This window comes from Streptomyces sp. BRA346, assembly GCF_052851135.1.
Map to the genome: position 1 here is coordinate 354,432 of NZ_JAIWIH010000006.1, position 12,043 is coordinate 366,474.

The 12,043-nt window shown below is 70.5% G+C and carries 13 protein-coding genes; 11 read left to right on the top strand and 2 right to left on the bottom strand.

The features are described 5' to 3' along the window. The first annotated feature begins 60 nt into the window (after window positions 1-60). The 11 genes from LCH29_RS11365 to dapD all read left to right on the top strand — a co-directional run bounded on the left by LCH29_RS11365 (window position 61) and on the right by dapD (window position 8,709). The gene (locus tag LCH29_RS11365) at window positions 61-840 is read left to right on the top strand and encodes a helix-turn-helix transcriptional regulator (RefSeq protein WP_446461711.1); all 780 of its coding nucleotides are present in this window, start codon (window positions 61-63) and stop codon (window positions 838-840) included. Next, on the top strand, window positions 837-2,258 hold the full coding sequence (sufB, locus tag LCH29_RS11370) for a Fe-S cluster assembly protein SufB (RefSeq protein ID WP_123099619.1): 1,422 nt from the start codon (window positions 837-839) through the stop codon (window positions 2,256-2,258). The genes LCH29_RS11365 and sufB overlap by 4 nt, the downstream gene beginning before the upstream one ends. A gap of 79 nt (window positions 2,259-2,337) precedes the next feature. Then, window positions 2,338-3,510: a Fe-S cluster assembly protein SufD gene (gene sufD, locus LCH29_RS11375; RefSeq protein ID WP_446461564.1), complete on the top strand. Its 1,173-nt coding sequence runs from the start codon at window positions 2,338-2,340 to the stop codon at window positions 3,508-3,510. After that, window positions 3,507-3,830, top strand: a complete 324-nt coding sequence (locus LCH29_RS11380; protein ID WP_446461565.1) for a bifunctional 3-phenylpropionate/cinnamic acid dioxygenase ferredoxin subunit — start codon at window positions 3,507-3,509, stop codon at window positions 3,828-3,830. Before sufD ends, LCH29_RS11380 begins: the two co-directional genes overlap by 4 nt. A gap of 7 nt (window positions 3,831-3,837) precedes the next feature. Then, window positions 3,838-4,602 carry a Fe-S cluster assembly ATPase SufC gene (gene sufC / locus LCH29_RS11385; protein WP_009718820.1) on the top strand — a complete coding sequence of 255 codons (765 nt, stop codon included), beginning with the start codon at window positions 3,838-3,840 and terminating at the stop codon, window positions 4,600-4,602. Further along, complete coding sequence (locus LCH29_RS11390; RefSeq protein ID WP_446461566.1) at window positions 4,599-5,855, top strand: cysteine desulfurase; 1,257 nt, start codon at window positions 4,599-4,601, stop codon at window positions 5,853-5,855. Before sufC ends, LCH29_RS11390 begins: the two co-directional genes overlap by 4 nt. Before the next feature lie 10 nt (window positions 5,856-5,865). Beyond that, window positions 5,866-6,330 carry a Fe-S cluster assembly sulfur transfer protein SufU gene (gene sufU, locus LCH29_RS11395; RefSeq protein WP_009718822.1) on the top strand — a complete coding sequence of 155 codons (465 nt, stop codon included), beginning with the start codon at window positions 5,866-5,868 and terminating at the stop codon, window positions 6,328-6,330. Beyond that, the gene (locus tag LCH29_RS11400; RefSeq protein ID WP_009718823.1) at window positions 6,327-6,665 is read left to right on the top strand and encodes a metal-sulfur cluster assembly factor; all 339 of its coding nucleotides are present in this window, start codon (window positions 6,327-6,329) and stop codon (window positions 6,663-6,665) included. The genes sufU and LCH29_RS11400 overlap by 4 nt, the downstream gene beginning before the upstream one ends. Window positions 6,666-6,775: 110 nt before the next feature. Beyond that, window positions 6,776-7,096, top strand: a complete 321-nt coding sequence (locus tag LCH29_RS11405) for a DMT family transporter (protein WP_446461567.1) — start codon at window positions 6,776-6,778, stop codon at window positions 7,094-7,096. After that, window positions 7,096-7,635 carry a TetR/AcrR family transcriptional regulator gene (locus LCH29_RS11410; protein ID WP_446461568.1) on the top strand — a complete coding sequence of 180 codons (540 nt, stop codon included), beginning with the start codon at window positions 7,096-7,098 and terminating at the stop codon, window positions 7,633-7,635. The genes LCH29_RS11405 and LCH29_RS11410 overlap by 1 nt, the downstream gene beginning before the upstream one ends. A gap of 81 nt (window positions 7,636-7,716) precedes the next feature. Beyond that, window positions 7,717-8,709 carry a 2,3,4,5-tetrahydropyridine-2,6-dicarboxylate N-succinyltransferase gene (gene dapD, locus LCH29_RS11415; RefSeq protein WP_446461569.1) on the top strand — a complete coding sequence of 331 codons (993 nt, stop codon included), beginning with the start codon at window positions 7,717-7,719 and terminating at the stop codon, window positions 8,707-8,709. Between the two features lie 68 nt (window positions 8,710-8,777). Here dapD and dapA read toward each other — a convergent pair whose 3' ends face one another. Together dapA and LCH29_RS11425 are read right to left on the bottom strand one after the other, a co-directional pair. After that, window positions 8,778-9,650, bottom strand: coding sequence for a 4-hydroxy-tetrahydrodipicolinate synthase (gene dapA / locus LCH29_RS11420; protein ID WP_446461570.1), 873 nt, complete (start codon window positions 9,648-9,650; stop codon window positions 8,778-8,780). A gap of 550 nt (window positions 9,651-10,200) precedes the next feature. Continuing rightward, window positions 10,201-12,021, bottom strand: coding sequence for an endonuclease/exonuclease/phosphatase family protein (locus LCH29_RS11425; RefSeq protein ID WP_446461571.1), 1,821 nt, complete (start codon window positions 12,019-12,021; stop codon window positions 10,201-10,203). Window positions 12,022-12,043 lie beyond the last annotated feature (22 nt).

Genomic DNA, 12,043 nt, shown 5'->3' on the forward strand with positions numbered 1-12,043 from the left:
GTGAAATACGCGAGCGAGGCTCCCGAGGGACGCGCGGCCGAGTCGGCCGCGCGGTCCGGCATGCCTGCCGTGACCGCTCCGGAGGAGCAGCACGGCACCCGGAACCGGGTCGCCCGCTCCATTCTCGACCACGGCCCGTCCACCGCCGCCGAGCTCGCCCTGCGGCTGGAGCTGACCCAGGCGGCCGTGCGGCGCCACCTCGACACCCTCGTCGCCGACGGCGTTGTCGAGCCCCGCGAGAAGAGGGTGTACGGGGCGCGGCGGCGCGGCCGCCCGGCCAAGGCGTTCGCCCTGACGGACTGCGGCCGTGACGCCTTCGACCAGGCCTATGACGATCTCGCCGTCGACGCCCTGCGCTGGATCGAGCAGAGCGCGGGCGGCGGCGAGAAGGGCAGGGCCGCCGTCGCGGCGTTCGCCCGCGCCAGGCTCGCCGCCCAGGCCGAGGGATACCGCGGCGCCGTCGAGGCGGCCGCCCCCGGGCGGCGTACCGAAGCCCTGGCGGGCGCACTGTCCGCGGACGGGTACGCTGCTACGGCGCGCAGCGCGCCGGTCGGCGAACAGCTCTGCCAGCACCACTGCCCGGTCGCCCACGCAGCCGAGCGATATCCGCAGCTGTGTGAGGCGGAGACCGAGGTCTTCTCCCAGCTGCTCGGGACCCATGTCCAGCGTCTGGCCACCATCGCCCATGGCGACGGGGTGTGCACGACGTTCATTCCGAAGACCGGACACGAGACCGGACACCAGGCCGGACGGACCGACACCGCGGTCGAGAAGACCGACCACCGCATCACCAAGACCACCACAGCATCTGCCAGCACGGCCGGGAGGAACCCCGAATGACTCTCCCCACGGAGACTGCTCACCCCGAGCTTGAGGGTCTGGGCAACTACGAGTACGGCTGGGCCGACTCCGACGTGGCCGGCGCCTCTGCCAAGCGCGGCCTCTCCGAGGAGGTCGTCCGCGACATCTCGGCGAAGAAGTCCGAGCCGGAGTGGATGCTCAAGCTCCGCCTCAAGGGCCTGAAGCTCTTCGACAAGAAGCCCATGCCCACCTGGGGCTCGGACCTGTCGGGCATCGACTTCGACAACATCAAGTACTTCGTCCGCTCCACCGAGCAGCAGGCCGCCTCCTGGGAGGACCTGCCCGAGGACATCAAGAACACGTACGACAAGCTGGGCATCCCGGAGGCCGAGAAGCAGCGCCTCGTCGCGGGTGTCGCGGCCCAGTACGAGTCCGAGGTCGTCTACCACCAGATCCGTGAGGACCTGGAGCAGCAGGGCGTCCTGTTCCTGGACACCGACACCGCGCTCAGGGAGCACCCGGAGCTCTTCAAGGAGTACTTCGGCACGGTGATCCCGGCGGGCGACAACAAGTTCGCCTCGCTGAACACGGCGGTGTGGTCCGGCGGCTCGTTCATCTACGTGCCCAAGGGCGTCCACGTGGACATCCCGCTCCAGGCGTACTTCCGGATCAACACCGAGAACATGGGCCAGTTCGAGCGGACGCTGATCATCGTCGACGAGGACGCCTACGTCCACTACGTCGAGGGCTGCACCGCGCCGATCTACAAGTCGGACTCGCTGCACTCCGCGGTCGTCGAGATCATCGTCAAGAAGGGCGGCCGCTGCCGCTACACGACCATTCAGAACTGGTCGAACAACGTGTACAACCTGGTCACCAAGCGCGCCGTTGCGTACGAGGGCGCGACCATGGAGTGGGTCGACGGAAACCTCGGCTCCAAGGTGACCATGAAGTACCCGGCCGTCTACCTGATGGGCGAGCATGCCAAGGGCGAGACGCTGTCCATCGCCTTCGCGGGCGAGGGCCAGCACCAGGACGCCGGTGCCAAGATGGTGCACATGGCGCCCCGCACCTCCTCGAACATCGTCTCCAAGTCGGTGGCCCGGGGCGGTGGCCGCACCTCCTACCGCGGTCTCATCGAGATCGGCGAGGGCGCGGAGGGCTCCAAGTCCAACGTGCTGTGCGACGCCCTGCTGGTCGACACCGTCTCGCGCTCGGACACCTACCCGTACGTGGACGTCCGCGAGGACGACGTGTCCATGGGGCACGAGGCGACCGTCTCGAAGGTCAGCGATGACCAGCTCTTCTACCTCATGAGCCGCGGTCTGTCCGAGGACGAGGCCATGGCGATGATCGTGCGCGGCTTCGTCGAGCCGATCGCGCGCGAGCTGCCCATGGAGTACGCGCTGGAGCTCAACCGGCTGATCGAGCTGCAGATGGAGGGCGCGGTCGGCTGACGCCGCCGCCCCTCCCGCCCCGCCATCGGGGCACCCCCGTGTAAGCCCCAGAAGGCAGAAAGCGAGCAGTACGACAGCCATGGCTGAAACCATTCCGGCCGGATCCACCACGGACGGCGTCATCCAGGTGGGGCAGCAGCCCATCGACGCGCGGGTGTCCGCCCCCGCGTCGTACGACGTGGCCGACTTCCCCGTGCCCAACGGGCGCGAGGAGGACTGGCGGTTCACGCCGCTGGAGCGGCTGCGCGGCCTCCACGACGGCACCGCCGTCGCCGACGGCGGCGTCAAGGTCGAGGTGTCCGCCCCCGAGGGCGTCACCGTCGAGACCGTGGGCCGTGACGACGCCCGCCTGGGCAAGGCCGGCAAGCCGGTGGACCGGGTGGCGGCCCAGGCGTACAGCTCCTTCGAGAAGGCCTCGGTCGTCTCCGTGCCCAAGGAGAAGGTGCTCGACGAGCCGGTGCGGATCGCCGTGCACGGCGAGGGCGGCACCGCCTTCGGCCACCAGGTGATCGAGGTCGGCGCCTTCGCCGAGGCCGTCGTCGTCATCGACCACACCGGTGACGCCACGCTCGCCGCCAACGTCGAGTACCTCATCGGCGACGGCGCCAAGCTCACCGTCGTCTCGGTCCAGGACTGGGACGACTCGGCCGTCCACGCCGGGCAGCACACCGCGCTGGTCGGCCGGGACGCCACCTTCAAGTCCGTGGTCGTCACCTTCGGCGGCGACCTGGTCCGGCTGCACCCGCGCGTCGTCTACGGCGCCCCGGGCGGTGAGGCCGAGCTGTACGGCCTGTACTTCACCGACAACGGCCAGCACCAGGAGCACCGGCTCTTCATCGACCACGACACCCCGCACTGCCGCAGCAACGTGGCCTACAAGGGCGCGCTCCAGGGCAAGGACGCGCACGCGGTCTGGATCGGCGATGTGCTGATCCGCGCCGCGGCCGAGGGCACGGACACCTACGAGCTGAACCGGAACCTGGTCCTCACCGACGGCGCCCGCGTCGACTCGGTGCCGAACCTGGAGATCGAGACCGGCGAGATCGTCGGTGCCGGTCACGCCAGCGCGACCGGCCGCTTCGAGGACGAGCAGCTGTTCTACCTGATGGCCCGCGGCATCCCGGCCGAGGAGGCCCGTCGCCTGGTCGTCCGCGGCTTCTTCGCCGAGCTGGTCCAGCAGATCGGGCTGCCCGAGCTGGAGGAGCGCCTGATCGCCAAGATCGAGGCCGAGTTGGAGGCGTCCGTAGGATGACCGAAAACTTCGTACGCGTCTGTGCGCTGACCGAGCTCGAAGAAGACGCCCCCAAGCGCGTCGAACTCGACGGCGTGCCGGTCGCGCTGGTGCGCACCGAGGGCGAGGTGTTCGCCGTCAACGACATCTGCTCGCACGCGAACGTCTCGCTGTCCGAGGGCGAGGTGGAGGACTGCCAGATCGAGTGCTGGCTGCACGGCTCCAGCTTCGACCTGCGCACCGGCAAGCCGTCCGGCCTTCCCGCGACGCGCCCCGTCCCCGTATACCCCGTAAAGATCGAAGGGGACGACGTGCTCGTCTCCGTCACCCAGGAGTCCTGAGGCACCCATGGCAACGCTTGAGATTCACGACCTGCACGTCTCCGTCGAGGCCGAGGGCGGCCCCCGCGAGATTCTGCGCGGCGTCGACCTGACCGTGAAGCAGGGCGAGACGCACGCCATCATGGGCCCGAACGGCTCCGGCAAGTCCACCCTGGCGTACTCGCTCGCCGGTCACCCGAAGTACAAGATCACCGGCGGCACCGTCACCCTCGACGGCGAGGACGTACTGGAGATGTCCGTCGACGAGCGGGCCCGCGCCGGTGTCTTCCTCGCCATGCAGTACCCGGTCGAGGTGCCCGGCGTCTCCGTCTCCAACTTCCTGCGCACCTCCGCGACCGCGATCCGCGGCGAGGCGCCGAAGCTGCGCACCTGGGTGAAGGAGGTCAAGGAGGCCATGCAGCGGCTCTCCATCGACCCGTCCTTCGCCGAGCGGAACGTCAACGAGGGCTTCTCCGGCGGCGAGAAGAAGCGCCACGAGATCCTCCAGCTGGAGCTGCTGAAGCCGGCCATCGCGATCCTCGACGAGACCGACTCCGGTCTCGACGTCGACGCCCTGCGCGTCGTCTCCGAGGGCGTCAACCGCGTCCGCGAGTCCGGCCAGGTCGGCACCCTGCTGATCACCCACTACACGCGCATCCTGCGCTACATCAAGCCCGACCACGTCCACGTGTTCGCCGCGGGCCGGATCGCCGAGTCCGGCGGCCCGGAGCTGGCCGACAAGCTGGAGGAAGAGGGCTACGAGGAGTACGTGAAGGGAGGCGTCTCCGAGTGACACAGCTGCCGGGCCTCCTCGACACCGAGGCGATCCGCAAGGACTTCCCGATCCTGGACCGCGCGGTCCACGACGGCCAGAAGCTCGTCTACCTGGACAACGCGGCGACCTCGCAGAAGCCGCGTCAGGTCCTGGACGCGCTGAACAGCTATTACGAGCGCTCGAACGCCAATGTGCACCGTGGCGTCCACGTGCTCGCGGAGGAGGCCACGGCGCTGTACGAGGGCGCCCGCGACAAGGTCGCCACCTTCATCAACGCTCCCAGCCGCGACGAGGTGATCTTCACCAAGAACGCGTCGGAGTCGTTGAACCTGGTCGCCAACATGCTCGGCTGGGCCGATGAGCCCTACCGGGTGGACCAGGACACCGAGATCGTCATCACGGAGATGGAGCACCACTCCAACATCGTTCCGTGGCAGCTGCTCTCGCAGCGCACCGGCGCGAAGCTGAAGTGGTTCGGCCTCACCGAGGACGGCCGTCTCGACCTGTCCGAGATCGAGCAGGTCATCACGGAGAAGACCAAGGTCGTCTCCTTCGTGCTGGTCTCCAACATCCTGGGCACGGTCAACCCGGTCGAGGCGATCGTCCGCCGCGCGCAGGACGTCGGCGCCCTCGTCGTCATCGACGCCTCCCAGGCCGCGCCGCACATGCTGCTGGACGTCCAGGCGCTCCAGGCCGACTTCGTGGCCTTCACCGGCCACAAGATGTGCGGCCCGACCGGCATCGGTGTGCTGTGGGGCCGCCAGGAGCTGCTGGAGGATCTGCCTCCGTTCCTCGGCGGCGGCGAGATGATCGAGACCGTCTCGATGAACTCCTCCACCTACGCCCCCGCGCCGCACAAGTTCGAGGCCGGTACGCCCCCGATCGCCCAGGCCGTCGGCCTCGGCGCGGCCGTGGAGTACCTGACCTCGATCGGCATGGACAACATCAACCGCCATGAGCACGCCCTGACCCACTATGCGGTCGGCAGGCTCCTGGAGGTGCCCGACCTGCGCATCATCGGCCCCACCACGGCCGAGGAGCGCGGCGCGACGATCTCCTTCACGCTCGGCGACATCCACCCGCACGACGTGGGCCAGGTCCTCGACGAGCAGGGCATCGCCGTCCGGGTCGGCCACCACTGTGCCCGTCCGGTGTGCCTGCGGTACGGAATTCCTGCGACCACGCGAGCGTCGTTCTATCTGTACTCCACGCCGGCCGAGGTGGATGCCTTGGTCGACGGGTTGGAGCACGTACGGAACTTCTTCGGCTAGGGGATGCCACGTGAAGCTGGATTCGATGTACCAGGACGTCATCCTGGACCACTACAAGCACCCCCACGGGCGGGGGCTCAGGGACGGCGACGCCGAGGTACACCACGTCAATCCGACCTGCGGTGACGAGATCACCCTCCGGGTACGGCTTGACGGCGAGACGATCGAGGACGTGAGCTACGAGGGCCAGGGCTGTTCCATCAGCCAGGCCAGCGCGTCCGTGCTCAACGACCTGCTGGTGGGCAAGGAGCTGAGCGAGGCTCGCAGGATCCAGACGACGTTTCTGGAGCTGATGCAGTCCAAGGGTCAGCTGGAGCCGGACGACGCGATGGAAGAGGTGCTGGAGGACGCGGTCGCGTTCGCCGGTGTCTCCAAGTACCCGGCCCGGGTCAAGTGCGCGCTGCTGAGCTGGATGGCATGGAAGGACGCCACCGCTCAGGCCCTGGGCGACGGCGCTGAAGGGAAGACCGCATGACTGAGAACGTGGAAACGACCACCAAGCCCGCGAGCGAGGAAGAGGTCCGCGAGGCCCTCTACGACGTGGTCGACCCCGAGTTGGGCATCGACGTGGTCAACCTCGGCCTCGTCTACGGCATTCACGTCGACGAGAGCAACATCGCCACCATCGACATGACGCTCACCTCCGCGGCCTGTCCGCTGACCGACGTCATCGAGGACCAGGCGAAGTCCGCGGCCGACGGCATCGTCAACGAGCTGCGGATCAACTGGGTCTGGATGCCGCCGTGGGGTCCCGACAAGATCACCGACGACGGCCGTGAGCAGCTGAGGGCGCTCGGCTTCAACGTCTGACCGAGGTCTCTTGCGAAGCGGCCCCCGCGCACGACGCGCGGGGGCCGCTTCGTGCGTTCCGGGCCCGCTTATGTGTACGACCGTACGCATCGTTGTGTACACTCGTACGCATGGGATACCTGACCCTCTCCGGTGCGATCCTCGCCGAGGTCCTGGCCACCACCTCGATGAAGTACAGCGACGGCTTCAGCAAGCTCTGGCCCTCGCTGGGGACCGCCCTGGGCTACGGGATCGCCTTCGTGCTGCTCGCCCAGACGCTCAAGACGGTCTCCGTCGGCACCGCGTACGCCATATGGGCCGGGGCAGGGACCGCCGTCATCGCCGCGATCGGGATGGTGTTCCTCGGCGAGGCGGTGACCGCCGCGCGGGTAGCCGGGGTGCTGCTGGTGATCGCCGGAGTCGTCGTGCTGAACCTCGGCGGGGCCCACTGATGGGGCGCCGCTACGACCCCGAGCGGCGCCAGCGCATCATCGACGCCGCGATCGCGGTGGTGGGGGAGCGGGGTATCGCCGCGCTCAGCCACCGGGCCGTGGCCGCCGAAGCGGACGTTCCCCTCGGCTCGACCACGTACCATTTCGCCACCCTGGATGATCTGCTCGTCGCCGCGCTCGACCAGGTCAATGCCGCATGTCTGGCCGATATGGAGCGCTGGGAGCGCGACGCGCCGCCCGGGACGCCGCTCGCGGACCAGCTGGCGGGCCTGATGGAGGAGCAGCTGACGGGCGACCGCAAGCGAGTGGAGCTGGAGTACGAGCTGTACCTCGCCGCCCTGCGCCGCGCCTCGGTGCGGCCGATCGCCGCCGCGTTCCTCGACCGGATGACCGAACTGCTGGAACGGCGCACCGGCGATGTGGACGTCGCGCGCGCCGTGAACGCCCTGTTCGACGGGATGCTGTTGCAGATCCTGCTGACCGGGCGGGAATTCGACCGGGAGGAGGCGCGGGCGGCGTTCGCCCGCGTGACCGGCTGAAGGCGCTGAAGGTGCCATGTCCCTGTCTGCTCCCTGGGACCGGTTAGCCTCCGGGGCCCGCCTCCGGTTAGCGTGCTGACCATGACCGATGCAGCCACCACCACCCGCACCACCGGCGCCGTCGCCGCCGGGCTCGCCACCCTCACCGAGGACGGCACCGTTCTGGACACCTGGTTCCCGGCCCCCGAGCTGGCCGACGCGCCCGGCCCGGCCGGGACCGAGCGGCTCGACGCCGAGCGCACCGCCCAGCTCCTGGGCGAGACCGCCCTCAAGGCGCTCGGCCCGGACCCGCGCCGCGGCGTCGAGGTCGTCGCCGTCCGCACGGTCATCGCCTCGATCGACGACAAGCCGCTCGATGCGCATGACGTGTACCTGCGGCTGCACCTGCTCAGCCACCGGCTGGTCAAGCCGCACGGGCTGAGCCTGGACGGCCAGTTCGGCCTGCTCGCCAACGTCGCCTGGACCTCGCTCGGCCCCGTCGCCGCCGACCAGGTCGAGCGCGCCCGGCTCGCCGCCCGCGCCGAGGGGCTGCACCTGTCGGTGACCAGCGTCGACAAGTTCCCGCGGATGACGGACTACGTCGTTCCGGCCGGTGTCCGCATCGGTGACGCCGACCGCGTACGGCTCGGCGCGCACCTCGCCGCCGGGACCACCGTCATGCACGAGGGCTTCGTCAACTTCAACGCGGGCACGCTGGGCACCTCCATGGTCGAGGGCCGCATCAGCGCGGGCGTCGTCGTCGGCGACGGCTCCGACATCGGCGGCGGCGCGTCGATCATGGGCACGCTGTCCGGTGGCGGCAAGCAGACGATCACCATCGGCGAGCGCTGCCTGCTGGGCGCCGAGGCGGGCCTCGGCATCTCCCTCGGCGACGACTGCGTCGTCGAGGCGGGCCTGTACGTGACGGCGGGCACCCGGGTGACCCTCCCGGACGGCAAGATCGCCAAGGCCCTCGAGCTGTCCGGCGCCACGAACCTCCTCTTCCGCCGCAACTCCACGACCGGCGCGGTCGAGGTCCTGCCGCGCACGGGCTCGTGGGGCGGCCTCAACGAGGCGCTGCACAGCCACAACTGATCACGGCGGACCGGGGGCTCCGCCCCCGGACCCCCTTCGGGCGTTGCCCGACTGATCGGCGTCGCCGGTCAGGTCGCCGTTGCGTAGGTGGCGGCCAGGTCGGCCGTTACGGTTGCGTCCGCGCCGAAGAGGGGCGGGCGCACCGTGCCGCCGGGGCGGCCCAGGGTGCCCAGGAGCGCCTTGGCGGTTACCGCGCCGGGGAGGTGGGACATCATCGCGTCGATGAGCGGGGTCAGCGCGAGATGGCGGCGGGCGGCCTCTTCGGGGTCGCCCGCGTCGTACGCCTCCAGAACGCCCCGCACCTCGCGCGGTGCCACGTTCGCGACGGTGCTGATGCAGCCGACCGCGCCGATCGCCCTGAGCGGCAGGTTCAGCTCGTCGCAGCCGGAGTAGTAGGCGAGCCCGGTGGCGGCCATCGTCCGCGCCGACTTCATCAGGTCGTACGCGCAGTCCTTCACTCCGGTCACCCGGGGGTGTTCCGCGAGGCGGCACAGGGTGTCGTACGAGAGCGCGACGCCGGTGCGGAAGGGGATGTCGTACAGCGTGACCGGGATGCCGACCGCGTCGGCGACCATGCGGAAGTGCGCCTCGACGGCTTCCTGCGGTGGGCGGCTGTAGTACGGGGTGACCACCAGCAGCCCGTGCGCGCCCGCCTTCTCGGCGGCCCGCGCGAGCGCGACGGCGTGCGCCGTGTCGTTGCTGCCCACCCCCGCCACGATTCGCGCCCGGTCCCCGACGGCCTCGGTCACGGCCTGGACGACCGCCGTCTTCTCGGCGTCGGTCGTGGTCGGCGACTCCCCGGTGGTGCCGCCCAGCACGAGCCCGTCGCAGCCGCCCTCGTCGACGAGGGCGGCCGCGAGGTGCTGGGCGCCGGGGAGGTCGAGGTCACCGTCCCGGGTGAAGGGGGTGACCATGGCGCAGGCGAGGTGGGATCTGGGCATGACGGAAGTGTCGTGCCGGGTACGCCGTAGGTCCACTTAATTCTTCTTGCTGGGTAGATGTAGAGCTGCTACGGCGTGAGGGGCGCTCCTGTCCCCAGCCCCGCCCCTTCCCGAAACGGGGGACACCCCCGACCCCGGCCGCACCAAGACCCGCCCCTCGCCGTCCTCGGCACAGGCGGCCCGAGGCATGGTCTCCCGCCCCGGCAGACATCCCGAGCCTGCCCGGGGCGGCCCCGCTCCGGCCCCAGTCCCGGCCGTGCCGGGGTGCGTCTTCGGGGCTGGCGGTCTGCGGGCTGGGCGCCCCGGGGGGCTTCGGCTCCGGCTGGCCGGGGCGCGCTCGGCCGGTCTGGCCGACATCCCGGGTCGCCCCGGCGGCGGTCCCCGGTCCGGCCGACATCCCGAGCCTGTCCCCGGGCGGGCCCGGGCGGAGTGCACCCCCGCTCCGCGTGCTGGCCCAGCCCGCGGGGCAGGTGGTTTGGGGGCCGGGGGTGTCCCCCGGTTTCGGGAAGGGGCGGGGTGGGGAATGACCGCGGAGCCCCTGCGGGACCGGTCAGGGGCGGAGGCGGGCGACCTGGGGGTCGTGGTCGCTGGACTGGTCGGCGAACTCCGCGTTGATGTGGACGATGTCGTAGTCCGGGCCGCGAAGTACCCGGCTGGTCAGGATGTGGTCCAGCACCTGCGAGTTGCCGTTGTAGACGTACCCGTACCGCTCACCCCGCGGCAGGCTCGTCACCAGGTCCGTCAGGACGCCGCCCTTGGTGAGGGCGGACAGCGCCGGGGAGAACTGGTAGTCGTTGAGGTCGCCCGCGACGACCACCGCCGCCTTCGGGTCGGCGGCCAGCAGGGACTTCACGAAGGTGTTGACCGTCGTGGCCTGGCCCGTGCGCTGGGTCTCCGAGGACCGCGCGGGCGGCTGGACGCGGGCGTCGAGGCCCCGGTCGCCGCCCTTGGAGTTGAAGTGGTTCGCGACCACGAACACCGGGCGGCCCCGGAAGGCGAACTGCCCGACCAGCGGCTTGCGGCTGGCCTTCCACACCTCGTCCCCCGGTTCGATGCGCCCGGGAGAGGCCGACAGGGCCGCCCCGCCGCCGTCCTGAACGACCTTCACCGGCGTCGTCGCGTCGCCGCCCGGGATGTCGGTGAAGGAGACCCGCTTCGGGTTGTAGAGGAAGGCGACCCGGATGTTGCCGCCCGGCTCGCCGCCGTCCTGGTCGTCGGCCGGGTTGATCTGCCGCCACTCGTAAGAGGGGCCACCCGCGGCCGCTATGGCGTCGGTCAGCTTCTTCAGGGTGGCGTCGGCGCTCACGACCCCGTCGTTGGTGGCGCCGTTGTCGTCCTGGACCTCCTCCAGAGCGACGATGTCGGGCGAGGCGAGGTTGTCGACCAGACCGGACGCGAGGCGGTCGAACTTCGACTGCGCGGTCTTCGGCGACAGGTTCTCGACGTTGTAGGTGGCGACCGACAGCTCGCCGGACTTCTGCTTGCGGGTGCGCTCCCGCGTGAGCCCCCGGTCGTCCAGCGTGCCCAGCGCACTGGCGGCGATCGTGTAGCCGCCGAAGTTGTCGTAGTCCAGCGGCCCGGCCGTCGTCCCGGTGAGCTGGTCGCCGACGTCGGCCACGGGGAAGGGGTGTTCGGCGTAGGGGAGGAGGGAGGCGACCTTGAGGCGGCCCGCGTTCGGGTCGCGGTACGTGTCGTAGAGGGCGCCGCCGCGCACGGTGCGCTTGTGGCGCGGCTCGGCGGTGACCCACAGCTCCTTGTGCGTATTCGTCGCGCCGACCACGGGCGCGTCGGCGACCGAGACCCGCATGCCCTCCAGCGACTCGTACCGGTCCAGGGCGTACGAACGCGGCCGCAGCGTCCGGCCCTCCAGGGAGCCGTCGGGGGCGTACCGGTCGGGAACGGTGGACGGGTTGAGGCGGAAGGCGGCGGGCAGCTCACCCGACTGCGACCGGACCGTCCAGCTCGCCTTGGAGATCTCGGTCAGCGACTGGAGACCGGCCGACGCCCCGCCCGGGTAGTACTCGCTCACCGTCCCGCTGACCAGCACCGCGTCCCCGACGGCGACGGACGGGGTGGTGGAGCCGGTGAAGACGAAGATCGCCTCGCTGGTCGCCTGGTCGTCGTCCGGCCTGGGGTCCTGGATCCAGAAGCCGCGCGACGAGCCGAAGGAGCGCACCGCCGTGACCGTGCCGGGGACGTCGGTCACCTGCTTCCCGGCCAGCGGGGATATCCGGGTGCTGCCCTGGATGTCGTGGATGCGGGCCGCGTCGGCGGCCGGGGCGGCGAACGCGGACGACGGGCCGACGAGCAGGCCCGCCGCGACGGCGGTGACGGTGACGGCGACGGACGTACGCCGGGCGCGTGGGGACATGATGGTGGCCTCCGGTGCGGAG

Excerpts from the sequence above, each read along its gene's own strand:
- dapA (WP_446461570.1), bottom strand. The coding sequence starts at position 9,650 with ATGCCCAGATCCCACCTCGCCTGCGCCATGGTCACCCCCTTCACCCGG.
- LCH29_RS11400 (WP_009718823.1), top strand. The coding sequence starts at position 6,327 with ATGACTGAGAACGTGGAAACGACCACCAAGCCCGCGAGCGAGGAAGAG.
- LCH29_RS11365 (WP_446461711.1), top strand. The coding sequence starts at position 61 with ATGCCTGCCGTGACCGCTCCGGAGGAGCAGCACGGCACCCGGAACCGG.
- LCH29_RS11410 (WP_446461568.1), top strand. The coding sequence starts at position 7,096 with ATGGGGCGCCGCTACGACCCCGAGCGGCGCCAGCGCATCATCGACGCC.
- sufB (WP_123099619.1), top strand. The coding sequence starts at position 837 with ATGACTCTCCCCACGGAGACTGCTCACCCCGAGCTTGAGGGTCTGGGC.
- dapD (WP_446461569.1), top strand. The coding sequence starts at position 7,717 with ATGACCGATGCAGCCACCACCACCCGCACCACCGGCGCCGTCGCCGCC.
- sufC (WP_009718820.1), top strand. The coding sequence starts at position 3,838 with ATGGCAACGCTTGAGATTCACGACCTGCACGTCTCCGTCGAGGCCGAG.
- LCH29_RS11425 (WP_446461571.1), bottom strand. The coding sequence starts at position 12,021 with ATGTCCCCACGCGCCCGGCGTACGTCCGTCGCCGTCACCGTCACCGCC.
- LCH29_RS11380 (WP_446461565.1), top strand. The coding sequence starts at position 3,507 with ATGACCGAAAACTTCGTACGCGTCTGTGCGCTGACCGAGCTCGAAGAA.
- LCH29_RS11405 (WP_446461567.1), top strand. The coding sequence starts at position 6,776 with ATGGGATACCTGACCCTCTCCGGTGCGATCCTCGCCGAGGTCCTGGCC.
- sufD (WP_446461564.1), top strand. The coding sequence starts at position 2,338 with ATGGCTGAAACCATTCCGGCCGGATCCACCACGGACGGCGTCATCCAG.